Annotated in this window: 21 protein-coding genes; 10 read left to right on the plus strand and 11 right to left on the minus strand. The window is 69.0% G+C overall.

Annotation, left to right across the window (positions count from 1 at the left end; genetic code table 11):
• Positions 1 to 35: 35 nt before the first annotated feature.
• The gene (locus tag ACQP2T_RS54720) at positions 36 to 1,541 is read right to left on the minus strand and encodes a succinic semialdehyde dehydrogenase (RefSeq protein WP_433512680.1); all 1,506 of its coding nucleotides are present in this window, start codon (positions 1,539 to 1,541) and stop codon (positions 36 to 38) included.
• 73 nt (positions 1,542 to 1,614) lie between these two features.
• Here ACQP2T_RS54720 and ACQP2T_RS54725 point away from each other — a divergent pair, with 73 nt between their 5' ends.
• Both ACQP2T_RS54725 and ACQP2T_RS54730 read left to right on the plus strand, forming a co-directional pair.
• Positions 1,615 to 3,780, plus strand: a complete 2,166-nt coding sequence (locus ACQP2T_RS54725; RefSeq protein WP_433512681.1) for a serine/threonine protein kinase — start codon at positions 1,615 to 1,617, stop codon at positions 3,778 to 3,780.
• Between the two features lie 26 nt (positions 3,781 to 3,806).
• Positions 3,807 to 5,810, plus strand: coding sequence for a beta-propeller domain-containing protein (locus tag ACQP2T_RS54730; RefSeq protein ID WP_433512682.1), 2,004 nt, complete (start codon positions 3,807 to 3,809; stop codon positions 5,808 to 5,810).
• A gap of 35 nt (positions 5,811 to 5,845) precedes the next feature.
• Here the strand turns inward: ACQP2T_RS54730 and ACQP2T_RS54735 are convergent, their stop codons facing one another.
• Complete coding sequence (locus tag ACQP2T_RS54735; protein WP_433512683.1) at positions 5,846 to 7,582, minus strand: glycerol-3-phosphate dehydrogenase/oxidase; 1,737 nt, start codon at positions 7,580 to 7,582, stop codon at positions 5,846 to 5,848.
• Positions 7,583 to 7,906: 324 nt separating this feature from the next.
• Positions 7,907 to 8,677: a DeoR/GlpR family DNA-binding transcription regulator gene (locus ACQP2T_RS54740; protein ID WP_433512684.1), complete on the minus strand. Its 771-nt coding sequence runs from the start codon at positions 8,675 to 8,677 to the stop codon at positions 7,907 to 7,909.
• A 128-nt stretch (positions 8,678 to 8,805) separates the two neighbouring features.
• On the opposite strand from ACQP2T_RS54740, the gene ACQP2T_RS54745 reads away from it, so the two are divergent.
• The 4 genes from ACQP2T_RS54745 to ACQP2T_RS54760 all read left to right on the plus strand — a co-directional run bounded on the left by ACQP2T_RS54745 (position 8,806) and on the right by ACQP2T_RS54760 (position 12,727).
• Complete coding sequence (locus tag ACQP2T_RS54745) at positions 8,806 to 9,678, plus strand: SIS domain-containing protein (RefSeq protein WP_433512685.1); 873 nt, start codon at positions 8,806 to 8,808, stop codon at positions 9,676 to 9,678.
• Complete coding sequence (gene nagA / locus ACQP2T_RS54750) at positions 9,675 to 10,808, plus strand: N-acetylglucosamine-6-phosphate deacetylase (RefSeq protein WP_433512686.1); 1,134 nt, start codon at positions 9,675 to 9,677, stop codon at positions 10,806 to 10,808. Before ACQP2T_RS54745 ends, nagA begins: the two co-directional genes overlap by 4 nt.
• Positions 10,808 to 11,809 (plus strand): 1-phosphofructokinase family hexose kinase, encoded by a 1,002-nt coding sequence (locus ACQP2T_RS54755; protein WP_433512687.1) that lies wholly within the window; start codon positions 10,808 to 10,810, stop codon positions 11,807 to 11,809. Before nagA ends, ACQP2T_RS54755 begins: the two co-directional genes overlap by 1 nt.
• 93 nt (positions 11,810 to 11,902) lie before the next feature.
• Positions 11,903 to 12,727 carry a class II fructose-bisphosphate aldolase gene (locus tag ACQP2T_RS54760; protein ID WP_433512688.1) on the plus strand — a complete coding sequence of 275 codons (825 nt, stop codon included), beginning with the start codon at positions 11,903 to 11,905 and terminating at the stop codon, positions 12,725 to 12,727.
• A gap of 7 nt (positions 12,728 to 12,734) precedes the next feature.
• Here the strand turns inward: ACQP2T_RS54760 and ACQP2T_RS54765 are convergent, their stop codons facing one another.
• Together ACQP2T_RS54765 and ACQP2T_RS54770 are read right to left on the minus strand one after the other, a co-directional pair.
• A complete protein-coding gene (locus ACQP2T_RS54765; RefSeq protein ID WP_433512689.1) occupies positions 12,735 to 13,169 on the minus strand; it encodes a GNAT family N-acetyltransferase in 435 nt (144 codons plus the stop codon).
• A 139-nt stretch (positions 13,170 to 13,308) separates the two neighbouring features.
• Complete coding sequence (locus ACQP2T_RS54770; RefSeq protein ID WP_433512690.1) at positions 13,309 to 13,734, minus strand: nuclear transport factor 2 family protein; 426 nt, start codon at positions 13,732 to 13,734, stop codon at positions 13,309 to 13,311.
• 108 nt (positions 13,735 to 13,842) lie between these two features.
• Between ACQP2T_RS54770 and ACQP2T_RS54775 the strand changes: the two genes are divergently transcribed.
• The gene (locus ACQP2T_RS54775; RefSeq protein WP_433512691.1) at positions 13,843 to 14,574 is read left to right on the plus strand and encodes a TetR/AcrR family transcriptional regulator; all 732 of its coding nucleotides are present in this window, start codon (positions 13,843 to 13,845) and stop codon (positions 14,572 to 14,574) included.
• A gap of 50 nt (positions 14,575 to 14,624) precedes the next feature.
• Here the strand turns inward: ACQP2T_RS54775 and ACQP2T_RS54780 are convergent, their stop codons facing one another.
• Complete coding sequence (locus ACQP2T_RS54780; RefSeq protein ID WP_433512692.1) at positions 14,625 to 15,305, minus strand: SDR family oxidoreductase; 681 nt, start codon at positions 15,303 to 15,305, stop codon at positions 14,625 to 14,627.
• Positions 15,306 to 15,456: 151 nt separating this feature from the next.
• Between ACQP2T_RS54780 and ACQP2T_RS54785 the strand changes: the two genes are divergently transcribed.
• The 3 genes from ACQP2T_RS54785 (at position 15,457) to pip (ending at position 19,549) form a co-directional block, all read left to right on the plus strand.
• A complete protein-coding gene (locus ACQP2T_RS54785) occupies positions 15,457 to 16,737 on the plus strand; it encodes a S1 family peptidase (RefSeq protein WP_433512693.1) in 1,281 nt (426 codons plus the stop codon).
• Between the two features lie 292 nt (positions 16,738 to 17,029).
• Complete coding sequence (locus ACQP2T_RS54790) at positions 17,030 to 18,448, plus strand: hypothetical protein (protein ID WP_433512694.1); 1,419 nt, start codon at positions 17,030 to 17,032, stop codon at positions 18,446 to 18,448.
• A gap of 135 nt (positions 18,449 to 18,583) precedes the next feature.
• Complete coding sequence (pip, locus tag ACQP2T_RS54795) at positions 18,584 to 19,549, plus strand: prolyl aminopeptidase (RefSeq protein ID WP_433512695.1); 966 nt, start codon at positions 18,584 to 18,586, stop codon at positions 19,547 to 19,549.
• Between the two features lie 108 nt (positions 19,550 to 19,657).
• Here pip and ACQP2T_RS54800 read toward each other — a convergent pair whose 3' ends face one another.
• The 5 genes from ACQP2T_RS54800 to ACQP2T_RS54820 all read right to left on the minus strand — a co-directional run bounded on the left by ACQP2T_RS54800 (position 19,658) and on the right by ACQP2T_RS54820 (position 25,171).
• Positions 19,658 to 20,338 (minus strand): hypothetical protein, encoded by a 681-nt coding sequence (locus ACQP2T_RS54800; RefSeq protein WP_433512696.1) that lies wholly within the window; start codon positions 20,336 to 20,338, stop codon positions 19,658 to 19,660.
• Positions 20,338 to 20,895 carry an RNA polymerase sigma factor gene (locus tag ACQP2T_RS54805; protein ID WP_433512697.1) on the minus strand — a complete coding sequence of 186 codons (558 nt, stop codon included), beginning with the start codon at positions 20,893 to 20,895 and terminating at the stop codon, positions 20,338 to 20,340. Before ACQP2T_RS54805 ends, ACQP2T_RS54800 begins: the two co-directional genes overlap by 1 nt.
• A 182-nt stretch (positions 20,896 to 21,077) precedes the next feature.
• Positions 21,078 to 22,514 (minus strand): serine hydrolase, encoded by a 1,437-nt coding sequence (locus ACQP2T_RS54810; protein WP_433512698.1) that lies wholly within the window; start codon positions 22,512 to 22,514, stop codon positions 21,078 to 21,080.
• A 207-nt stretch (positions 22,515 to 22,721) separates the two neighbouring features.
• Entirely contained in the window at positions 22,722 to 24,548 is a 1,827-nt protein-coding gene (locus ACQP2T_RS54815) for an asparagine synthase-related protein (RefSeq protein WP_433512699.1), read from the minus strand.
• A 248-nt stretch (positions 24,549 to 24,796) separates the two neighbouring features.
• Positions 24,797 to 25,171, minus strand: a complete 375-nt coding sequence (locus ACQP2T_RS54820; protein WP_433512700.1) for an ATP-binding protein — start codon at positions 25,169 to 25,171, stop codon at positions 24,797 to 24,799.
• Positions 25,172 to 25,349 lie beyond the last annotated feature (178 nt).

The following is a 25,349-nucleotide window of genomic DNA, read 5'->3' on the forward strand; positions in this document are numbered from 1 at the left end:
CTGGCGGTGACGACGGCGCGCAGCAGCGCGTATACCTATTTGAGGCGCAGCCTCTTCATCGTCTTGAGCGTGGTGACCAGGGCGCCCGCCCATTTGTCGTACGTCATGCCGAAAGGCGGCTCGAAGCCCAGCCACGTGGCCTGCGAGGCGACGGTCTGTGCCTCGGTGTAGCGAAGCAGTCCCTCGGCTCCGTGCCGGCGGCCCAGCCCCGACGCCTTCATGCCGCCCATCGGCGCGTCGTAGGAGGCGTACGCCGAGCCGTACCCCTCGTTGATGTTGACCGTGCCCGCCTTGATCCGGGCGGCGAGCGCGCGGCCCCGTGCCAGGTCGGAGGTCCAGACGGAGGCGTTGAGCCCGTAGATGGTGTCGTTGGCCAGCGCCACCGCCTCCTCATCCGAGGAGAACCGGTAGAGGCCGACCACCGGGCCGAACGTCTCGTTGCGGCACAGCCGCATCTCCTCGGTGATCCCGGAGAGCACGGTGGGCTCGTAGAACAGCGGGCCAAGGTCGGGCCTGGCCTTGCCGCCGGTCAGCACGGTGGCGCCGTGGGCCACGGCGTCGTCCACGTGCGCGCTGACCGCGTCCAGCTGGCGCCGCGAGGTGAGCGAGCCCATCTGGACCGACCAGTCGTGGCCCGCGCCCATCTTGAGGTCGGCCGCCTGGGCGGCGAAGCGCTCCGCGAAGGCGTCGTAGACGGCGGTGTGCACGTACAGGCGCTCGATCGACAGGCAGAGCTGGCCCGCGTTGGTGAAGCAGGCGCGGATCGCGCCCTGGACGGCGAGATCCAGGTCGGCGTCGTCGAGCACCACCATCGGGTTCTTGCCGCCGAGCTCCAGCGAGCAGCCGATGAGCCGCTTGGCGGCCTCCTCGGCGATCTTTCTGCCGCCCCTGGTGGAGCCGGTGAAGGCCACATAGTCGGCGCCGTCGAGCAGCGCGTCGCCGACCTCTGCGGGCTCGCCGAGCACGACCTGCCAGACCTCGCGCGGCAGGCCCAGCTCGGCCAGCAGGTCGATGGTCCACAGCGTCGACAGGGCGGTCTGCGTGTCGGGCTTGTGCACGATGGCGTTGCCGGCGAGCAGCGCGGGCACGGCGTCGGTGACGCCCAGGGAGAGCGGGTAGTTCCACGGCGTGATCAGCGCCACCACGCCCTTGGGCCGGCGCAGCTCCGTCACCCGGGTGGCCACGGGGAAGATGCCGGCGCGGCGGCGCGGGGCGAGCAGGCCGGGAGCGCGCCGGGCGAAGTAGAGAGCGCAGCCCGCCACGTCCAGCACCTCCTCGAAGGCGTGCTTGCGGGCCTTGCCGGTCTCGTTCTGGACGATGTCGAGGATCTCGTCCCTGCGGTCGAGGATCGCGTCGTGCAGCAGCAGGAACGGCCGCGCCCGCTCCGCGACCGGCCGCGCGGCCCACTCGGCCTGCGCCGCCCGCGCCTTCTCATATGCCGTATGTACGTCATCCACCCCGGAAACGGGCAGGTCGGCGAGGGGTTCGCCGGTGAACGGTGCGGCGATCTCGGTCGTCTTGCCGCTGGACGTCACGTGCATGAAGGCAGGTTATTCCGGATCGCTACCGGCGGGTAGTTTTTGCCAATCCATGGCATGGGGACAGAATCACTTCATGCCTTCCTTCGCGCCACTCAGACCGGGAGACCCCGAGAGGCTCGGCGGTCTGCCTCTCCTAGGCCGGCTGGGCGAAGGCGGCCAAGGCGTCGTCTATCTGGCCAGAGACCCGGCGGGCACACACGTGGCGGTCAAGTGGCTGCGCCCCGACCAGGCCGGTGACGAGGTGAGCGTGGGCCGGTTCCTGCGCGAGGTCCAGGTCGCCCAGCAGGTTGCGCCGTTCTGTACCGCCGCGGTGCTCGGCACGGGCATCGAGCACGACCGTCCATACATCGTCAGCGAGTTCATCGAGGGCCCCTCCCTCCAGCGGGTCGTCCAGGAGGAGGGCCCGCGCACCGGCACGGCCCTGCACCGCCTGGCCATCGGCACGGCGACCGCGCTGGCCGCGATCCACCAGGCCGGGATCGTGCACCGTGACTTCAAACCGGCCAACGTGATCATCGGCGCCGACGGGCCGCGGGTGATCGACTTCGGCATCGCCAGGGCGCTCAACGCCACCTCGACGATCAGCAGCATGCCGGTGGGCACGCCCTCGTACATGCCGCCCGAGCAGGTGATGGGCCACACCGTCGGGCCGGCGGCCGACCTGTTCTCGTGGGGGAGCACGATGGTGTTCGCCGCCTCGGGACGCTCGCCGTTCGGCAGCGACACGATGCCCGCGGTGATCAACCGGGTGCTGAACCACCAGCCGGACATGAGCGGGCTGCACGGTCCGCTGCTCGACGTGGTGGCCGCGTGCCTGGCCAAGGATCCGGCGCAGCGGCCGACGGCGGAGCAGGTGATCATGCGCCTGCTGCAGCACCCGGTGCCCAACTCCGGCATGCTCGCCCAGGCCGCGGCGGCAGCCGCCCCGGCGGAGCCCTGGCAGGCGGCCCCCTACGGCCAACCGCCCGTGACCGGTCAACCTCTTCACATGGGACCGCCCTCCATGCCCGGAGGGCCGCCTTCGGTGCCCGGCCACCACCATGGACCGCCTTCGGCGCCCGGCCACCACGGACCGCCGTCCATGGGCGGCGGCGGATACCCGCCCCCGGGCGACCACCGGCCGACGCACCTGAGCCCCTACTCCCCCGGCCACTCCCAGCGGCAGAAGAGCAGGGCACCCATCGTCATCGGCGTGACCGTGGCCGTCGCGCTGCTCGTGCTGGCCGGCGTCGGCGTGGTCATCAGCCAGACCAAGCCCCCGGCCGCCACACTGACCGCCAACAGCCGCGCCTCCGTCGCGGCGTCCGGTAAGAGGCCCAGCACCACGCCCACGGGCGTGCCGCGGAAGGGCACGAAGCGGGCAATACCCGGCGGCGCCATTTCGGTGTACGAGAATTCGGCCGACCCGATCACGCTGACCTCGTACGAGGTCTACAACAAGAAGGCCGACGACTGGATCGACTACGCCCGCAACTCGCTGCGCGGCACGTTCACGAAATACTCCGGCAACTGGGAGACGCTGGTCTCGCCCGACGGCCGCTCCATGGTCGGCCGCGGCCGCAACTACACCTCCGACGACTACGACTCGGTGATCATCACCGACCGGCGGACGGGCGACAGGACCTCGATCAAGACCGTCCGCAAGCCGCTGATCAGCAGCATCCGCGCCTGGTCGAAGGACGGCTCGAAGATCCTTCTCAACATCGAGAAGGAATCGGGCAAGAACTGGCTCTACCTCGGCTTCGTCATCGTGGACGTGGCCGCGGAGGACGCCAAGGTGGTCACCGTGTCCGACACCTCGATCCGCAAGACCGCCTTCGGCTGGGACGGCGACGAGCAGGGCGTGGTCAACATGTCCCCCGGGCAGGGCCTGCGCTTCTTCGGCACGAACGGCAAGGCCACCCGCACCCTGGCGAACATCGGCTCACTGGCCTCCGGCACGCAGGACATCTTCTCCCCCTCCGGCAAGGTGTTCATCACCAACTGCCCCAAGGGCGGAGACGGCGACCACTGCGTGTGGAACGCGGAGAGCGGCAACCGGGTCCGCCGGTTCACCTCCGACTGCGACAAGGTCCTCGGCTGGTACGACGAGACCCACGTCTACTGCTGGGAGCAGGACAACTCCACCAGGGACGAGATCCAGGTGGTCGACTTCCAGGGCAAACTGGTGCGCAAGCTGCTCGACATCCCCGAGAACCTTGACTTCAGCCCGGTCTTCACGGTCGACCCTCCTGATTGATCGTGAACCGCCCGGCGCGGAGATCCGTGATTGAGGTCATGAAGACGCTGATCCGTACGGTCGTGGCCGGGGCGGCCCTCGCGACGGCCATCTCCGCCTGCACCTCCGCGCCGGAGGGCACCGCGCCTGTGAAGCAGCGCCTGCAGGTGCGCCTGGTCTCCTACAACGGGTGCGACGACATGCTCGCCGGGCTGCGCGAGCACGCGGCGAGCAACGTCGGCCAGTGGGGCTTCGGCGGCCCGATGCCCATGTACATGACCCGCCAGAAGTCCATGGAGGCGACCAACGACGCCGCCCCGGAGCACTCCACGACCAACACCCACGAAGCTGGAGTGGACGAGCCCGACCTGGTCAAGACCGACGGCAACCGGATCATCACGGTCGCGGGCGGCACGCTGCGGATCATCGACACGGCCACCAGGAAGATCACCGGGTCCGTCAAGCTCACCAAGGCCGACGAGCCCGCCTACGCCCCCGCCGACCTGCTCGTCTCGGGTGACCGCGCGCTGGTGATGTATCGAGGGGGCGACATCATGTACAAGACGTTCGCGCCCGTCGGCGAGACCAGATACCTGCTGGTGGACCTGTCCGGTGAGCCCAAGGTGCTCGGGACGATCAAGCCGCAGGGCACGTACGTGGACGCCAGGATGGTCGGCTCGACCGTCAGGCTCGTCACCCGGAGCCAGCCCGACATCACCTTCCCGGAGCCGAAGCAGAACGCCTCCGAGGCCGAGATGAAGAAGGCGAACGCGGACGCGGTACGCCGGGCGCCGCTCGACGCCTGGCTACCCAAGATCCAGATCACGGACGCGGCCGGCAGCGTCACCAAGAAGACCGTCGACTGCGCGCGGGTCAGCCATCCGGCCGACTACACCGGCACCTCGCTGCTGACCGTGCACACCATCGACCTGGCCCAGGGCCTCACGGCGGCGGGCACCGACCCGATCAGCCTGGCGGCCGACGGCGACACGGTCTACGGCACCGGCCAAAGTCTGTACGTGACCAGCAACCCGCGCTGGTGGTGGCCGGTGGCGATGGCGGCCGTGGACGACACGCCCCAGGCCCCCGCCACCGAACCCGACCCGACCGAACCCAGCCCCTCGGCCAAGGTCACGCTCAGCTCTCCGGCCCAAACCACCGTCAGCCCCGAGCCCACACCGACACCGACCGCCCCGCCCGAGGAGACCGAGGTCCACCGGTTCGACATCAGCAAGCCGGGTCCGCCCTCCTATGTGGCCTCGGGCAAGGTGCCCGGACGGCTGCTGAACCAGTACTCGCTGTCGGAGTACGAGGGCAACCTGCGCGTCGCCACCACGCTCACCTCCGAGACCGAGAAGACCAGCGACAGCAGTGTCAGTAGCGTCACCGTGCTCAAGGCCGACACCCTGGACAAGGTGGGCGAAGTGGGCGGCCTGGGCGAAGGTGAGCGTATCTACTCGGTCCGGTTCATCGGCCCGGTCGGCTACTGCGTCACGTTCAAGCAGGTAGACCCGCTCTACACGCTCGACCTACGCGACCCGGCCGCGCCCAAGGTGACCGGCGAGCTGAAGATCACCGGCTACTCCGCGTACCTCCACCCCGGCAACGACGGCCGGTTGATCGGGATCGGGCAGGAGGCCAGCGAGAAGGGCAGGACGCTCGGCACCCAGATCTCGCTCTTCGACGTCAGCGACCCGGCGAACCCGAAACGGCTGTCGCAGATGTTCCAGAAGAACTCGGGCTCCGAGGCGGAGTGGGACCCGCACGCGTTCCTGTACTGGCCCAAGACCGGCCTGTCGGTCATTCCGCTCAACACCTATGAGCAGAACAAGGAGGAGATCGGCGCCGTGGTCCTGAAGATCGACGACTCCGCGGTGACGAGGCTCGGCATGATCAAGCATCCGGTCCAGCGGCCGAAGGACGGGGCGTACCAGCCGAGCATCCAGCGCGCGATGGTCATCGGCGACTCGATCTGGACCGTCTCCACGGACGGCGTCCAGGTCAACGACGCGAACACGCTGGCCGAGCAGGCGTACATCCCGCTCCGCTAAAGGCATCCCACTCCGCTCAAAGGCATCCCGCTCCGCTAGACCTCCCGATCCGGGAGGGCGACCGGCACGATCTCGGGTGCGCCGAGTCGGATCGCGTCGGCCTCCTGGTCGGTGTCCTGCTCCTGGGACAGGCGTTCGGCCTCGACGCGCTTGGTGAAGTACTCGACCTCGCGCTTGACCTGCTCCCCGTCCCAGCCGAGCGGCTGGGCGAGGAGCTCGGCGGCCTCGTGGGCGCTGGCCAGACCGCGGTGGAAGGTCTCGATCGAGATGTGCGTCCGCCTGGTCAGTACGTCGTTGAGATGCCTGGCGCCCTCGTGGGTGGCCGCGTAGACGATCTCCGCGCGCAGGTAGTCGTCGGCCCCGCCGAGCGGCCGGGCCAGCGACCTGTCGTGCTCGATCAGCTCCAGGACCTCGTCGACGAGCGAGCCGTACCGCTGGAGCAGGTGCTCGATGCGGGCCACGTGCAGGCCCGAGGTGTGGGCGAGCCGGTGCCTCGCGTTCCATCGCGCCTGGTAGCCCTCGGCGCCCACGAGCGGGATGCGGTCCGTGCACGACCTCGGCACCCGCTGATCGAGCCCGTGGGCGACGGCGTCGACGGCGTCCTTCGCCATAACCCGATAAGTCGTATATTTCCCGCCGGCGATCATCACCAGGCCGGGCACCGGATGCGCCACCACGTGCTCGCGCGACAGCTTCGACGTCTCCTCCGACTCACCCGACAGCAACGGCCGCAGTCCCGCGTAGACGCCCTCGACGTCGTCCCGCGTCAGCGGCACGGACAGGACGGCGTTCACGTGGTCGAGGAGGTAGTCGATGTCGACCCGCGACGCCACGGGATGCGCCTTGTCCAGCTTCCACTCGGTGTCGGTGGTCCCGATGATCCAGTGCCGCCCCCACGGAATCACGAAAAGTACGGATTTTTCGGTGCGAAGGATGATTCCGGTGAGCGAGTGAATCCGGTCGCGCGGCACCAGCAGGTGGACGCCCTTCGACGCCCGTACATGGATCTGTCCCCGGCCGCCCACCAGCTCCTGGATGTCGTCGCTCCACACGCCGGTCGCGTTGACCACCTGCCGGGCGCGTACGTCCAGCTCGGCGCCGCTCTCCAGGTCGCGCACCCGCACCCCGGTGACTCGCTCCCCCTCGCGCAGGAACCCCACGACCTGGGCCCGTGGCGCCACGTGCGCGCCGTAGGTGGCCGCCGTACGCAGCATCGTCATCACATAGCGCGCGTCATCGACCTGCGCGTCCCAGTACTGCACCGCGCCCGTGAACGCCGTCCGCTTCAACGCGGGCGCCAGCCGCAACGCCCTGCTCCTGGACAGGTGCCGATGCCCGGGCACCCCGCGAGCCAGCCCCGTGGCGAACCCCAGCGTGTCGTAGAGGGCCACCCCCGCCCCCACGTACGGACGCTCCCACCCGAGGTGGGTCATCGGGAAAAGGAACGGCACCGGCCGGACCAGATGCGGCGCGATCCGCTGCAACAGCAGCGCCCGCTCCTGCAGCGCCTCTCTGACCAGCTCGAAATTGAGCTGCTCCAGGTAGCGCAGGCCGCCGTGGATCAGCTTGGAGGATCGCGACGACGTACCGGAAGCGAAATCGCGCGCCTCCACCAGGCCGACGTCGAGCCCTCGGGTGGCGGCGTCGAGCGCGATCCCCGCGCCGACGACTCCCCCGCCGACCACGACCACGTCGAGTTCCTGTGCCCCCATCCAATCCAGCGCCGAGGTCCGCTCTCCAGGCCCAAGCCGGGCGATTCCCCTTCCCGCCATGCCCCTCCTCTTACCCGCCGCAGGCGCTTCTGCGACAAACTTCACTCTTTTCTTGTTTCTTGTACGGCACACGTGAGTTTGCTCGCTACCCGCCGACCATGCCTGGGGTCCTCAGGAGAAGGCTCTTGTACGGCAAGCATGGGTTACCCGCCACCCGCCGACCATGCCTGGGGGCCTCCAGGAGACGGCCGCTGACCGGATGGTGGCTGAGCGCCGTTACGGCCCGCGGAAGAGTGGGGAACACGCTGAGGCGGAGGACCCAGGGAGTGTGTTGAGGCGGGGGCGTGGGGAACACGCTGAGGCGGAGGCAGGAACGCGGGGGCGTCAGGCGCGGATGACCTTTACCCCCGCGTCCGTCAGCTCGCCGGCGAGGAAGTCGGAGAGCTGGGCGTCGGTGACGAGCGTGTCGATCTGGTTGATGGGACAGATGCGGGAGAACGCCCTCTTACCGATCTTGGAGGAGTCCGCCACCACCACGACCTGCGAAGCGCGGCTGATGAGCAGGTGGTTGACGCTGGCCTCCCCCTCGTGGTGGGCCGAGGCGCCCAGCTCCACGTCGAGCGCGTCCACGCCGAGGAAGGCCACGTCGAGCGTCACCTGTTCGAGCACGCCCGAGGCCAGCGGGCCGATGAGCTCGTAGGACTGCGGCCTGGCCACGCCGCCCGTGACCACGATCTTGACGTGCTGGCGGACCGTGAGCTCCGAGGCGATGTTCAGGGCGTTGGTGACGATGGTGACGCCCGATTCGAGTGCTGGGCTGGTGGCCAGCGTGCGGGCCAGCTCGGAGGTCGTGGTGCCGCCGTTGAGCCCGATCACGGCGCCCGGCGAGACCAGCTCGGCGGCCGCCGCGGCGATGCGGTGCTTCTCGTCGGCGTGCCGGGCGGTCTTGTAGCGCAGCGGAAGGTCGTAGCTGACGCTCTGCGCGACGGCTCCGCCCCGCGTGCGCATGAGCATCTGCTGCTGCGCGAGCTGGTCGAAGTCGCGGCGGATCGTGGCGGTGGAGACGTCGAGCTCCTGGGCGGCCTCCTCGACGGAGAGCCGTCCTTCCTGCGCGAGCAGCTCGAGAATCGCGTTCCAACGATCGTAGCGGGACACGATGCCTCCCCTTTGAGATCCGTCGGGGCCAAGCGTGGCACAACCTGGGAGGTCAAGCCACCGGTGCAAATTTCTGCTCCTTTATGCTATAAAAACAGCAGAAACAATCAATCACGGGGAGGCAAGTGGTGACCACCCACACCGAGGCCGAGATCGACTCCCAGCCCGAGTGCTGGCGCCGCGCCGTCGCGGACGTACCCGTCGACGCGCTGCCCCGCCCCGGTGAGCGGGTCGCCGTCGTCGGCTGCGGGACGTCGTGGTTCATCGCGATGGCCTACGCCACCCTGCGCGAGCGCGCGGGACTGGGCGAGACCGACGCGTTCGCCGCCTCGGAGGCCCCCACCGGCCGCTCGTACGACCGCGTGCTGGCTCTGACGCGCTCCGGCACCACGACCGAGGTGCTCGAACTCCTGCGCAGGACCGACGCCAGGACCACGGCCATCACCGCCGACCCGAACACGCCGGTCATGACGGCGGCGGACGACGTCATCGTGCTCGATTACGCCGACGAGCAGTCGGTCGTGCAGACCCGGTTCGCCACCACGCAGCTGGCCATGCTCCGCGCCAGCCTGGGCGAGGACCTCACCCAGGCGATCGCCGACGCCGAGCAGGTCGTGGCGGCCCCGCTCCCCGCCGAGCTCACCGACGCGGAGCAGTTCAGCTTCCTCGGCATCGGCTGGTCGGTCGGCCTGGCCCAGGAGGCCGCGCTGAAGATGCGCGAGGCGTCACGGTCGTGGACCGAGGCGTACCCGGCGATGGAATACCGTCACGGCCCCATCAGCATCGCCGGCCCCGGCCGCGTCACCTGGATGCTCGGCACCGCCCCCGAGGGCCTGCGCGAGCAGGTCGAGGAGACCGGCGGCACGTTCTTCCAGACCGGCCTCGACCCGATGGCCGAGCTGATCAGGGCGCAGCGGGTCGCGGTCGCCAGGGCGTTCGCCAGGGGTCTCGACCCGGATGAGCCCCTGCACCTCACCCGATCTGTGATCCTTTCTTCATGAGCCTTACTCTTGCCGACGCCCGCATCGTGACTCCCGAGGGAGTCCACGACGGATGGTTGACCATCGAAGACGGCCGCATCACGCACGTCGGGCACGGAGCCGCCCCTCGCGCGGGCCACAGCCTGGGCGGGCGGCACGTGGTGCCCGGCTTCGTCGACCTGCACAACCACGGCGGAGCGGGCGGCTCCTTCCCGACCGGCGAGCAGGACCGAGCGCGTGACGCCGTGGCGCTGCACGAGCGCCACGGCACCACGACGATGGTGGCCAGCCTGGTGACCGGCGCGCTCGACGACCTGGCCCGCGCCACGTCGTCATTGGCCGAGCTGTGCGACGAGGGTCTGCTGGCCGGCATCCATTTCGAAGGCCCGTACATCTCACGGGCCCGCTGCGGCGCCCACAACCCCGGGCTGCTGCGTGAGCCGTCGCCGCGGGAGTTCGGCGAGCTGCTGAAGGCCGGACGCGGGCATGTACGCATGCTGACCATCGCCCCCGAGCTGCCCGGCGCCCTTGAGACGATCCGCATGGCCGCCGCCGAGGGCGTGCTCGCCGCGCTCGGCCACAGCGACGCCACCTATGAGCAGACGCTGGCCGGTATCGAGGCGGGCGCGACCGTGGCCACGCACCTCTACAACGCGCTGCCGCCGCTCGGCCACCGCACCCCCGGCCCCATCGCCGCGCTGCTGGAGGACGAGCGGGTCACGATCGAGCTGATCAACGACGGCGTGCACGTGCACCCGGCCATGCTGCGGCTGGCCTATGAGGTGGCCGGGCCCGCCAGGACCGCGCTGATCACCGACGCGATGGCCGCCGCCGGCATGGGCGACGGTACGTACGTGCTGGGCTCCATGGACGTGATCGTCACCGACGGCGTCGCCAGGCTGGCCGAAGGCGACTCGATCGCGGGCAGCACGCTCACCATGGACGTGGCCTTCCGCCGCGCCGTCCAGGAGGTGGGGCTGACGCTGTCCGAGGCGGTCCAGCTCACCTCACTGACGCCGGCCCGCGTGCTGGGCGTCGCCGACCGAACCGGCTCGATCGCCGTGGGTAAGGCGGCCGACCTGGTGGTCCTGTCCGACGAGCTGGAGGTAGCGGGTGTGATGAAGCGCGGAGCCTGGGTCGTGGAGCCCTGATGATCCTCACCGTGACGCTCAACGCCGCCCTCGACGTCACCTACCAGGTGCCCCGCGTCGACTGGGACGGGGTCAACCGCGTCGCCGCCGTACACCGGCGGGCCGGCGGCAAGGGCGTCAACGTGGCCCGCGTCCTGGCCGTGCTCGGCCAGGACGTGCTGGTCACCGGCCTCGCTGGCGGCCCGACCGGCCAGGCCATCGAGGCCGACCTCCAGGAGGCCGGACTGCCGCACGCCTTCGTGGGGATCGCGGCCGACTCGCGCACGACGCTGGTGGTCGCGGACTCCGGCCAGGCTGTGACGGGTGATTCCGGAGCTGACGCCGTGGCGGGCGTCGCGCAGGGTTCCGGAGCCGGCGCCCTGGCGGGCGACGAGCGGGGTTCCGGAGGCCAGACCGCGCTGTTCAACGAGCCGGGGCCAAAGGTCACGGCGGTCGAGTTCGGGCGGATGGTCGGCCGTTTCACCGATCTGCTGGCCACGGCGGAGGCGGTCGTCATCTCGGGCAGCCTGCCCAGGGGCGTGCCGCTCGACGCGTACGCGACGCTGGCCGCCGTCGCCGCCGAGCACGGCGTGCCCGCCATCGTGGACGCCGACGGAGAGCCGCTGCGGCACGCGCCCGGTGGCCGCCCCTCGATCGTCAAGCCGAACGCCGAGGAGCTCGCGCGGGCCGTGCCGGAAGGCGGTCCCGAGGAGGGCGCGCAGGTGCTGCGCGGTCGCGGGGCCGAGTCGGTGGTCGTGTCGATGGGTGCCGACGGTCTGCTGGCCGTCACGCCCGACGGGATCTTCCGGGCGCGCATGCCGTACAAGGTGGAAGGCAACCCGACCGGCGCCGGTGACTCGCTGGTCGCCGGGCTGGCGCTGGGGCTCGTGGAGCGGTCCCCGTGGCCCGAGCGGCTCGCCCGGGCGGCGGCGCTGGGCGCGGCGGCGGTCGCGGCGCCCGTGGCGGGCGACTTCGACCGCGACGTCTACGCCGACATCCACCCCCGCATCGTCATCGCCTGAGAAACCGCCTTCACCGCCTGAGCCTTCACCGTACGAGCCGTCCGAGCCCTCACTGTCACAAGAATCGCCTGAGGAACCGTCAAAGGAGCCGTCATGCCCCTCGCCCGAATCGGCGACATCGTCCGCGAATCACCCGCGGGAGTGGGCGCGTTCAACGTGATCCAGTTGGAGCACGCCACCGCGATCGTCGCGGGCGCCGAGGCCCTGGGTCTGCCGGTCGTCCTGCAGATCAGCGAGAACTGCGTCCGCTACCACGGCGCCCTGGAACCCATCGCGCTCGCCTGCCTCGCGGTCGCCAGGGGGGCCGCGGTGCCGGTGGCGGTGCATCTCGACCACGCCACCGACCGCGTCCTGGTCGAAGAGGCGGTGGAGCTGGGTGTCGGCTCGGTGATGTTCGACGCGTCGGCGCTGCCCGACGAGGAGAACGTGGCCGCCACCGCCGACGTGGCCGCCTGGTGCCACGAGCGCGGTGTGTGGGTGGAGGCCGAGCTGGGCGAGGTGGGCGGGAAGGACGGCGTGCACGCGCCCGGCGCGCGGACCAAGCCGCACGAGGCGGTGGACTACGTGGCGCGCACCGGCGTCGACGCGCTGGCCGTCGCCGTGGGCACCTCGCACGCGATGACCACCAAGGACGCCGTGCTCGACCTGGACCTCATCGCCGAGCTCCGCGCCGCCGTGGCGGTCCCGCTGGTGCTGCACGGCTCGTCGGGAGTGCCCGACGACACCCTGCGCGCGGCCGTACGGCACGGCATGAAGAAGATCAACATCGCTACGCACCTGAACAAGGCGTTCACCGGTGCCGTGCGCGACTACCTGGCCGGCGACGAGAAGGTGGTCGACTCGCGCAAGTACCTGCGAGCGGGCCGCGACGCGGTGGCCCGCGAGGTGACCCACCTCCTCGGCGTCCTCACGAGCTGAGCCGCCGTCACGGAAGCTGTTTGCGCATGGCCACGACCGTGCGGCCCTCGCGATCCTTGTGGCCGGTCACGACGTAGCCGAGCGACTCGTACAGGGCGATGTTCCTGGCCATTTTGACGTTGGTGTAGAGGCGCAGGGCGGGCAGGCCGAGCCGCCGCGCCTCCTGCTCGGCGAAGGCCAGCAGGCTCCGGCCGATGCCCTTGCCGTGGAGCCCGGGGCGTACCGCGACGTTGTCGACGTAGAGCACCCCGCTCTCGGGGATCAGCACGATGAGCCCGTCGAGGTCGTCGCCCGTCACGTGCACCCGGCCCTCGGAGATGAGCGCGGCGTAGTCGGCCTCCATAGGGCGGGGCCGCGCGCCGATGACGGCCACCCACGGCTGGTAGGCCGCCTGTACGAGCTCCTCGACCGCACCCCTGTCCGTCTCTTTCGCGAGCCTCATGCCTCCCATGGTCGCAGGCATATCCGGTGGTCGCGGGGTCGGGCGTCCCCGCCTTCGACGGCGCGTTCCGCCCGACCCTGTTCAACCTGACCGCGACGCGCACGTTCGGCAACGGCACGGTCCTCATGAGGTACGCGCGCTAGGAGTTCAGCGCGCTCATCAGCTCCTCGCGGAACTCCTCCATGCCCATGGGGTTCCCGTAGTCCCGGGAATGGACGATCAAGCCGTCCCGCACCCGGATGACCATGATGTACGACAGGACGACGGACCGCCCCGAGGCGACGAGAGAGCCGTGGATGTCGTACTCCACGATGACCACCTCGGGGTCAGCGGTCTCGTGGACCAGCACGTTTTCCGTCCGCTCCCAGCGCAGCACGCCTTCGGCGGCCTTGAACCTGGCCCGCAGTTCCTCACGCCCCTGCGAGCGCCGAGGAATACCCGGCGGAGCGAACGGTATTTCGATCACGACGTCGGGGGCGTACATGTCGGCGAGCCCGCCGTCGACGGACGCCCGCAGGAAGCGATCGACGACCTCTCGGGGGGTCGGGTAGGTCGGTACGGACATGCGAACTCCTCGTTGCGCATAGAATCGGAACGGTCAACCCGCTTAGACGCTACGGAACGCGCGTTCCGGTTGTCAATTCGGGCACCAGCCCGGCACATGGGAGGCCACATGACGATCGCCGCTCGCGCGGACGCCCGGCACAACCGCGCCCGCGTGCTGGCGGCCGCCCAGGAGGCGTTCGCGGCGGAGGGTTTGTCAGTGCCGCTCGACGTGATCGCCAGACGCGCGGGCGTCGGCGCGGGCACGGTCTACCGGCACTTCCCCAGCAAGGAAGCCCTGTTCGAGGCGGTGGTCCACGACCGGATCGAACGCCTGGCCGACGAGCTCACCGCCCTGCTGACCACCGGTGAAGCGGAGACCGGGGAGGCGTTCTTCACCGCCTTCGCCTCGACCGTCGAGCAGGCCGGACTCAACAAGGCGCTCTGCGAGTCCTTCGCCTCCGGCCTCAAGGCGGAGATGGCCATGGAGGCCCGGCGACGCTACGGCACCGCCCTCACCGCCCTGCTCGACCGGGCCCGCCAGGCCGGAGCCGTACGCCCGGACGCGCAGCTGACGGACGTCATGGCACTCATGGCGGGATGCATCACGATGGAGGCGCACAGCACCACCCCGGGCAGGCCCACCGCTCTCGTCCTGGACGGCCTCCGCACCGGACGCTCGCCGCTGCCCGCCGTAACGAAACCCGTGACGAAACAGGAGGTCCGTAACGAAACCCCTACCGAGACCGCCCGCTGTGAGGAGTGCGGCACCGCCATCCACACGTCCCGCACCGGCCGCCCGCCCCGCTTCTGCGGCGGCGCCTGCAGGCAGAAGGCCCACCGCCGCCGGACCACCGGCTGACGGGTGGATGACCAGGCCAGAGCCTCGCCATCAACCGGCTGACGGGTTGATCACCAGGCCAGAGCCTTGCCATCCTGGAAGAACCCTCCGGTGGGCCCGCCATCCGGCAGATCCACCGCCCACAGCACGCTCCGAGCGCCCTCGGCGACCGGCCGCCCGCCGGGCCCGCCCATGTCGGTGGCCACCCACCCGGGGCAGACGGAGTTGACCAGGATCCGATCCTCGCGCAGTTCGGCGGCCAGCATCCTGGTCAGCGCGTTGAGCGCGGTCTTCGACACGGCGTACGCCGGAGTGCCGCCTCCCATGTCGGTCAGCGACCCGATCTCGCTGGAGACGTTCACCACCCGCCCATGATCACTGGCCCGCAACGCCGGCAGCAGCGCCAGCGTCACCCGCCAGGTCCCCAGCAGGTTCGTCTCCAGCGCCTCCCGCACGACGTCGAGGTCGGCGTTCTCGGCTCGCTGCCAGGTGTCGTAGTGGATGGCGGCGTTGTTGACCAGGACATCTACCTTCTCGTACGGCAGCTCCGCGGCGAACCGGCGCACCGACTCCGGATCACCGACATCCAGTTGCCGCGGCACCACGCTCCCGCGCAGTCCACTCGCCGCCTCCTGCGCCTTTCCCAAATCCCTGGCGGTCAGGATGACGGTGTCCCCCGCCTCTGCGAGCTGGCGAGAGACCTCCAAACCGAGGCCCCGATTGGCCCCGGTGACCAGACAGACTCGATTCATTCATAGAAGCCTACCCACGCATGTACCAAAGGCAGCTCAGTGCGGGCACAAGGGCGGAGGGCGCGGACCAGGCCGGTAATTGGGCGCGGAAGGCGGCGTTATCCCCATGCTGTGATGACTCGCGTTTGTCACAGACACGGGGGTTTCACTCATGCAGCAGAAAGTCCGCTTACGCCTGACCATCCTCAGCACCGCCTGTGCGCTGCTGCCCTTTCTGGGCGCGGGGGCAGCCACGGCACAGACCGCCACCGACGACCCGGCCGTGACCACGCGAGCCATCGACGACCCGGGTGGCAAGACGCCGGACAGGGACGCGACGGGGCCGCGGGGGGCGGTGCCGGGCGGGTTCGCCGACTGGAAGGCGCTGTTCTCGGAGCAGACTCGGCTGAACGGGGTGGCCGACCGCATCATCGAGTCGGCCGAGAACGCCGAGGGCTACGCGGGGATCGTCGTCGCACCGGAGAACCACGAGGTACGCCTGTACTGGCGGGGCGCGGTGCCGCCGGCCGTACAGACCACGATCGACCAGGGGCGGCAGACGGCTCCGGTGGCCGTACTGCCGGCCGCCTACACCAACGCGCAACTCCTGGCGGAGGCCGAGAAGTGGGCCGAGGCCGGCCAGGCGAGCGGCGCGGCGCCGCAGGTGGACGGCAGCGGCATCCGGCTCTCGGTCACCGGGCAGGACGCCGACCCGCAGCAGTTGCAGCGGCCCAGCGGCACAAGCGCGCCGATCACGCTGGAAACAGGAGAGGAGTTCAGCCCGGCCTACAGCAGGCAGGACGACGTGCCGAGCTACTACGCGGGCGGCCGGACCTGGAACAAGCAGTCGGGGGCGGGCTGCAGCTCCGGCTTCGCGGTCGTCGACAAGTACGGCACTCCGGGGTTCCTCACCGCCGCTCACTGCGGCAATCTCGGGGACCAGTTCTACGACGGCGGAGGGACCGGCAACCCGGCGAACTACATGGGTCAGCTGTCCTGGCGTGTCGGCAAGCGAGACGCCGGGATCGTGCTCGCCGACGCGACCGCCAACGTCTTCGACGGCAATAGCACCGCCTCCACCAGTAACAAGGTGGTGGCGCTGTGGAAGGCGTACGTCGGCAACTTCGTCTGCAACTCCGGGGCCACCCTGGGCGAGTACTGCCTCATCAAGGTGACCGAGACCGGCTGGAGCGGCACCTACACCAACGGTCAGTACGTCAAGCACATGGTCCGCGCCAAAAGCGTCGTCGGCGGCTGCGCCGTCGCGCACGGTGACAGCGGGGGCCCGATCTACTCCTACACCAACTGGTTCGACGAGGTCGCCGCACAGGGCATCACCTCGGCCGTCAGCAAGAAGGTGTACTGCGGCGCCGCGGACGGCGGATCCGTGATCATATTCTCCCGCGTCTGGGACGTGGACCTGGAATTCGGCGCCCTGCTACAGGTCTGGTAGTCCGTCAATCAGGCTGAGCTTCGCCGCCACAGCGCTCAGGACCGCCCCAGCGGGAAGCCCTGGGCGCTCCCGGCTGCCAGGAGATCGTGCACGAGAGCACCGGCCCGCGGTTCATGCGAGTGATCTAGCCCCTGCTCAGCACCCTGAAGGCCGAATATCTGGGCCTAGGCGGCCGGGGCGGCCCGGCATACCATGAGGCGGCTTCAGCGACGCAGCGATTCCAGCCCCCTGGCGACCCCACGTGTCCCCCGGGCGCGCGCGCCTGATGGCCCGTATGAAGGGGGTTAGGAAATTGAGCGTCTACGGCGGACTCGAGTACACCGAGGACCCCAACCTCACGAACCTGGTGTCCTTCCCGGGGAACGTGAACCCTGGCAAGGCAACCGCCCCGACCAGGACGCTGACCATCGGCGGCGAGAACATCGGTGTCTACAGCATCGACCCCGCGGACGTGGCCTGGCTGGGCGTTCAGCGCAACGAGGACCACCAGGTCTGCAAGAGCGGGCGGGTCCGGCTCACCAACGACACGATCTCGGCGGAATGGGTCATCGAGGGTCACGGGCAGGACGGCCTGAACGTCGACACGATGATGGCGAACATGAAGGCCGACATCGGCACGCTCATCACCCTGCGCCAGCAGATCAAGCAGGAGGTCGACCAGGCGAAGGCCGCGACGAGCGCGGGCAACATGATCATCCTCGCCCCTGGCGCGGCGGTCGATATGTTCCCGGCCGGAGCGCAAGGGCTCTTCTGGTACCGCAAGGCGCCCCCGACCGCCACTGGGACGGCGCAGATCACCGTGCAGTACACCAAACCCACGACCATCACCCAGATCTGCCTGATCAACGCCGCCCGATGGCTGCCGGGCAAGAAGATCGAGCCCGGCGACGACGTGGACGTGGTGACCGGCACGACGGGAGTGACGTACAAGGCGAAATACGACCTCACCGGCACCTCGAGCCACACCGCCGCCCAGGCCCTGCTGGCGGAGCTGACCAAGAACGCCAAGGCCATCTCCAGCGAGAGCGGCAAGCTGCTGACCAGCGATCAGGTCGGCCTCGTCACCCTGATGATCGTCAACGACGCGATGGCGTCGGTGCAGAGCCGCTACGCGGACAGCTTCGGACAGGCCGACGACAAGAACATGCAGCGCTTCTTCCCCAAGTCGCGCCGCGACGCATACGTGCTGGCCCTCGCCGCGCGGCCGCTCGCGGACCGGTACCTGAACCAGTTACGCACGAACATCAACGCCATCGCCGACGCCTTGGGCGAACTGATCTGGAACCGCTGTGACGCGTTAGCCCTCGCGACCGGCAAGACCAAGGACGAGCTGTCCAGAGGGCCCGATGACGCCCCGGCCAAGGCCCAGGCCATCGCCGAGACGGAACGGCGGGCCGTCCAGGACAAGAAGATCCTGCCCATGGAGCTCGACGGGATCAAGAACGCCGTCCTGGGAGCGAACGGCTCGCTCCTGGCCGCGTGGATCAAGAGGGCCGTACTCGCCTACACCGACTGCACCGCGCAGGCCACCGACCACTTCCATGCCACCTCCGGGCATGGCCATGTGATCAAATCCCTGGCGTTCTCCGCACCGGTCGGGACCACGTACGCCGCCATCTACGAGCTGCGCCGCAACGAGATTCCCATGACCGCCGACCACCGGGACGACGTTCTGGAGATCATGCGCAAGCTGTTCACCGCATCCATCTGACGACTCACCGGCGCCGGGTACGCCGGGGTACGAGGACTGCGGCCTCGGCGTACCCGCCGGTCTGCTGGATCAGGAGCAGCGAGCGTGCGCGTGCGCGTGCGCGCCGGGCGGGGTCAGCGTGTATGTCTGATAGCCATGGGACAAAGAACGTTTTATCCGCCTATTGAGCCGTATGAGACCGGGATGCTCGATGTGGGCGACGGGAACGAGATCTATTGGGAGGTCAGCGGCAACCCCGACGGCAAGCCTGTCGTCTTTCTCCATGGCGGTCCCGGCGGCGGGTCGTTACCACCGCAGCGGCGGTTCTTCGATCCCGAGGCGTACCGCATCGTCCTGTTCGACCAGCGCAACTGCGGGCGCAGCCGACCGCACGCGGGCGACCCCGGGGTGTCGCTGAAGACCAACACGACCTGGCACCTCGTGGAAGACATAGAGCGGCTCAGGCAGCACCTCGGCATCGAGCGCTGGCAGGTGTTCGGCGGGTCGTGGGGGTCGACGCTCGCGCTGGCCTACGCGCGGCGGCACCCGGAGCGGGTGAGCGAGCTGGTGCTGCGCGGCGTCTACCTGGCGAGCAAGGCCGACAACGCGTGGGCGTTCACCGGCACCGGGTCGGCCCGGCTGTTCCCGAGGGAGTGGGCGGCCTTCCGCGGCTTCATCCCGGAGGCGGAGCGGGACGACCTGGTCGCCGCCTACCATCGCCGGTTGTCCGATCCGGACCCGGAGGTGCACGTACCGGCCGCACGGGCCTGGGCGGCCTGGGAGCTGTCGGCGAACACCCTGCTCCCCGCCCCACCGCCACCACTGGACGACCAGGTGCTGGTGGGCTTCTCCCGCATCGAGACGCACTACTTCAGCCAGGCGTGTTTCCTGCGGGAGGGCGAGCTGCTGGACGTGGCCGCGATCCGGCACATCCCGTGCGTGATCGTGAACGGCCGCTATGACATGAAGACGCCGCCGGACGCGGCGGTGGACCTGCATCTGGCCTGGCCGGAGGCGGAGCTGCGGATCGTCGAGGACGCCGGGCACGCGGGCGCCGAGCCCGGCACGCTGCACGAGCTCATCGCGGCCACGGACGGCTACCGCCCCGCCTCCCTGGTTTAGCCGCCCGCCGTGGGGCGGATCGCATGACGGCCGCCAGTTCGCACGACGGCTGGCGGGCGGGAGTACGGGCAGGTGGCGCCACCTGCCCGTACTCCCACCTGGCGAGGGTCAGCTACCGGCCGGCGGGTATGCCTCGGGGTGCTTCTTGGGGTCGGGCATCTTGTCCCAGGACGGGTCGTCGATGACCTTGCACGGCGTGACCGGACCGGTGACGAGATAGCCGCTGAACCCCCACAGGGCTCTGGGCTTCTCCGGGCCCGAGGTCTGGTCCGCGTTCTCGGTGAACTCCATGACGGCTGTCTGCCCCGTCTTGATGTACTGCTTACTGATCCGGACCTCGCCACGGCCCAACTTGAACGTCTTGCCGTTCACCGAGTTCTCGATCGCTTCGTTGACCCTCTTCTGGACCGCGGGATCCTTACTGGTGATGTCCTCCTTGGAGAACGAGGGGCCGAAGTCGGCATCGCCACGGCCGGGGGCGCATCGGGTGCCGGGCTTGACGTAGGAGACGTCGGCGGTCACGCCGGCTGCCGCCAGGTCCTTCTCCACCTGGTCGGGGTCTCTGAACTCGGTGATCTTCAGGGTGACCGAGCCGTCGCCGTTCTTCGTGACCGCGTAGGCCGGGGTCTCCGACCCGGTCAGGAACGGCACCGCGATGGCGGCCCCCGCCGCCATCGCGGCCACCGCCGCGCCGGCGAGCAGACGCCGCCTGACAGCCACACGTCTAGCCGTGTTCCGGGTGACGATTTCGGTTTTGAGCTCCATCAGCAGCTGCTCCTTGAAGTTCATCAGATTCCTTCCAAGACGAAGGGCGCCATCTCCGGTACGTTCCTGAGCGCGCGACGGGCGCGGTGCAGCCTGGCCCTGGCGGCCCCCTGCCGGATGCCCAGAGCGGTGGCCGCCTCGCCGATCGTGAGCTGGTCGATGACGACCAGTTCGAGCATCGCGCGATCACCGTCCGGTAATTCGGCCATGGCCTCGAAGGCCCGCCTGGCCACGCTTTCCGCGTCGATCCGCTCTTCCAACTCGGCGAGGTCGTCGGAGTCGAGCAGCCTTCGCCCGCCTAGGCGACCGGCCAGCCTCGTCTCCTTGAACGCCCGCCGCCGCTCGGCCGAGAGAGTGTTGCGAGCCACGCCGTACAACCACGCGATCTCGCTGCCGAGCCCGGGCCGGTAGGTGTGGGCGGAGTCGAGCACCGCGACGAAAACCTCGGCCACCAGATCGGCGACCGTGTGCGGATCATCGACCCGGCGAGCCAGGAACCGCGCGATCGCGTCGACGTGGCGCCGGTAAAAGGCTTCGAAAGCCTCCGGGTCTGTGGCGATGTCCGACTGTCTGCGACGCACCGGCCATGCTCCCTTCGTCGATTACACCCCTTCTTGGTCAGCTGCCGAAAAAGCGTTATGAGAGTGAACAGATGATGCCGATGTTCCCAGGCCCGCATCGGTCTCGCGGGCCGGGAACATCGGCATCATGGGCCCGCCGTCAACGCGGCGGACTATTGCGGATGATCAGCTCTTGGTGCTGATCAGCTCTTGGTGCGCCGGGCGAGCCAGGCCGCCTCGTACCGGTCGATCGCCGCGCCCAGTCGGGCCAGCTTCTCGGTGAAGGCGACCGGGTAGATGCCGGGCTCGGTCGCCGGCCGGTCGGCGTCCACGTACTGGGTGCCGAGGTTGGTGATGGCCACGACGACGTAGTTGCGGCCCGCCTTGCCCGGCAGGGACCGCACGATGCCCGCGTCGGCTCCCGAGTTGCCGACCCAGCCGGTCTTGTGCGCGAACGTCACCTGCGCCTGCTTGTTGCAGGGCCGGACGTCCTTGCCGAACTTGTTGCCCTCGACCGTCACCGTGCCATCGGCGGCCACCCACCGCGAGGCCACCCGCTGCGGGATGCCCGCGGCCGGGTAGGCGCTGCCGCACCGGTTGGTGGTGGAGAGCATGTCGTTGAAGCCCTGCTCGCCGAGCAGCTTCTTGAAGACCTGGCGGGAGGTCGGGCTCAGCACCGCGCCGGTGACCGGTGAACCGTTGGGGGCGGTCCACGCCGTGCCCTGTACGCCATTGACCAGCGCGAGCAGCTTGGCCGTGTCCAACGAGCTCATCGTGACCGGGTTGGACCAGCGGCCGCCGTTGGCCGGGTTGGTGTTCTTCAGCTGCATGGTCTCCAGGCCCAGGTCCTGGAAGGTCTGGTTGAGCTCGTCCACCGCGCCCTTGTCGTGCAGCAGCTTCACCAGCGCACAGGACGCGGCGTTGGAGGAGGAGGTGATCGAGGCGTCCATGTAGGCGCTGATGGTGTTGCTCGACGGTCCGCCGCACAGCGAGCTGACCGTGGTCGGCTGGTAGTCGTAGGTGTCGTCAAGCTTGATCACGCCCTTGTCCACCAGGCGCAGCACCCCAAAGTTGATCATCAGTTTCAGGGTGGAGGCCGGGTAGGGGAGCATGAAGTCGATGGGTGCGTTCTCCCGGCCCGGCACGATGTCGATGGTGCCCTTGCCCTGGTTGGCGTACCATCCCGCGTCGTCCCACTGCCGGTATCTCACCTGGTTGGTGTGGAAGTTCTGGTCCACCGGCACGGCGATTCCGTTCGGATACTGCGGGCTCATCAGGACCGTGCCGGACTTCACCGGCCGGCCCTTCCCGTCGAGCTCCAGTACGGTCACGTCGAGTTGCGGCTGCTGGACGATGGGTTTGGGGTCGGCCGCATTGGCGAACAGCCGGGCATAGTCGGCGGCCGTCTTCGCGTCCTTGTCGACCCCGCCGGCAAGTGTCCGAGCCTGCGGGGATGACGGCGGCGCCAGGTCGAGGACCTGCTCGAAGCGCAGACCGTCCATGGTCTCCTGCAGGAAGGCGGCGACGTCGTCGGCATCGGTGGCCTGGGCCTGGGCCGGCGGTGTCGCGGCGGCTAACAGCACCGAGGCAGTGGACAGCGCGGCCACGGCACGACTCGTTCTGGTTCGAAAAATGGACACGATCTGTAATCCTCCGTGATAGACGTTCCCGGCTCAGGGAGCTCAGGTTTGTCGGATGGTGACGCGGCCTTCGAACGCGACGAGGAAACGGCCCGCTCGTTCATGGAAAGGACACACAAAGGGGCAGCCGTCACCCTGCAGCCCCCGTTGCAGGTTCGTGACCTTAACACAGTCTGGATCTTGGCTCCGGACTTCTGGCTTCTTCTCTCAGATCTCCTGCGGGATCTCGATACGAATCAGATCGGTGATCGCAGGCGGCTTTCCGGGAAGGGCGCCGGTAAGCAGGGCCGCGACCGTGTAAAGGTTCCAGGCCAGCGCGGGCTGCTTCACGACAGGCTCGGAGAAGAAGGACTTCAACGCGTCGCCGCGGACGAGGGCGGTGAGGGCGTCGGCACGATCGAGCACGAACTCTCCGAGAAGAGCCGACAGATGGGGTCCTGGGCTGGTCCGCCAATTCCAGCTGTTGCCCCGCTTCGGAGCAGGTGGCACGGAACTCCCCATTTCCCGCTGCCACCAGCGGCGCTGTACTTTCGCTTCTCCGCCGGCCTGGAAACGCCAGGGCTTGCCTTCCAGCTCGATCTCCCGCAGACCGGGAGCCAGTCGCCTGATCAGCTCATAGACGACCTCTTCCGAATGCCGCCATCGCTGATCGAGCGACAACGCCTCGACCACCACGCGATTGTCGAGGAACGGCTGAATCGGATCCCCACGCCGCAGGGACCCTACGCGTGCCGCGGCATGCCAGCGTCCCACACGGTAGGTGACGTACAGGTGGTCGAGCACTTCCCACGGATTCTCACCGGCTCGCCGCAGCCATGGCTCCGCGAGCCCGCGAGCATGCTCGTTCGCCTCGTCGGTGAACAAAGATTCGTTCTTGAGAAAGAAGTCGCCGACCCTGCGGCTCATCGCCTTGTCGGTGGTCTGCCCCTGGCTGTAGAGAAAACCACCCCTGAGGATCTCGCCGCTCTGCCCGGACATGGTGGGCGTGGTGGAGTACGGCCGGTAGTCCACGATGCTCTCGTACGCCGACGTCATGCCTTCGCCGGCCCGGATGACCTCATAGGTGCGCACGCTCGGGTGCGGGATGAGCACGGCGTCCTTCGCCTCGGTCCGCACGGGTGGGATGACCGTGTGGTCGATACGCAACCGAGCGGCGATCTCCCTGGCGATGACCACGTCCGGGTGGCTGTCGAGCCCGTTGGTCGTCGCGCGGAAAGGCACCCGGCCCGCGTGCAGAAGCGCCGCCATCAAACGACTGTCGCGCCCACCCGTCAGCGCCAGATTGACCGGCTCGGATATGCCCCGCAATGGCGCGACGGCGACGACGAGGGCGTCACTCAACTGCCTGATCGACTTCCGTTTGGCTCTCCCGGATGTCGGGGCTGGTAGCGCGGGCGGCAGCGGACGCGTACTGATCCTCCTACGACCGCCCTTGACCGTGATCACGGAGGAGACCCCAAGCGCCGTCACACCTCGGTAAGGGGTCTCATCGGAGAGGAAGTACCCCTGCCGGATCATGGATTGCAGAGCCACCTCATTCCAGGCGACCCTCCCTCCGTTCGCCACGAGGTGCACATGCAGAGCGCGAGTCCCCACCAGATGAAGGTCCTCGTTCTCGGCGTAGAAGACGGAAAGCGCCCTGGTGCTCGCGGTAGCGGCCTGCAACTCCCCCTCCGCCACACGAACGGCGGAGAAGCAACCAGAGAGATCCTCCGCTACGTCACTCAGATCGGAAGCTTGGCTGAGATGCCGTAGGTCCCGCTGAGAGCCAAGCGTGCCGCTCATGCCCAAGCCACCATGGCCCCCACGCACGATCAGCGGTGGACGTGCCTCGGCCGCCTGCTCATTGGACCAGCCGAGTAACGCGGTGCCCTGGCCGACCCACTCGGCGGCATCGATGGTTTCCGATGGCACCGGGAAAACGTCACCGAGCAGCGACCGAGCCAAGGAGATGGGCCGACTGATATCCACCCCCGGACGCTTCGCGGCCATTCCCAAGAACACACGCATGAGAGCCCCCAACAGGATGATCATTGCTGCGCTTTGATCTCTGGCGAGAGGACCCTGGTGGCGAGAGCGGCGTCTGCCCGGCCGTGACCCGGATCGACTTCACCAGGACGCGACTACCAGACCGCTGGCTGAGCTCATGCGTATCCCTCCATCGCCTGGATCCTCGTCAGTAATTGCCACGAAGCAGCTTTCGAGTTCACGCGCCGTGGCAGAGGATGCGGTGGAGAGTGCGGGCGCTGTCGCCTCGTTGGGGGCGCCCGTCGGTCAGCCGTTCATACTTCCCTCATCGCGCCCTCACCCGCACAGGCAGAAGCGCTGGCTTTGGTCGACATCTCCGCCCACACCACGCGCTGCCCCGGGCCACCGTCGCGCACGCCCCATCCGACCGCGAACATCTCGACTATCCGCAGGCCCCTCCCCCCGCAGTCATCGGCACCTGCCGTACGCGCCCGGGGGATGGTGGCCGCACCCTCATCAATAACCTCGATATAGGCCATCTCGGCACCGACAGCGGCGACCTTCACGGCAACCCGGCCTCCCGGTCGGCCGGAAGCGGTGTGCGCCACGGCATTCGTGACCAGCTCACTGGCCACCAGCCGTACGTCGGCCACGTCCGCATGGCCTGCGGTCGTCAGGATGTCCGCCACGCACCGACGAGCCAGCGGGACCGAAGATTTCACCCCCGGTAGCACGATCTCGCCCAGAAACAAGCCACTCATTGCCCCGCCTCCCCAGATCGGTTCGACCGCAACAATCACCCGCCCGCCGACGCCCAGCGCCGCGCCACCTTTGCCTGGCCGACAAGGGGCATCGTTGTCGAAAGCG

It is taken from the genome of Nonomuraea sp. CA-143628 (assembly GCF_050942315.1).
Taxonomy (GTDB): domain Bacteria; phylum Actinomycetota; class Actinomycetes; order Streptosporangiales; family Streptosporangiaceae; genus Nonomuraea.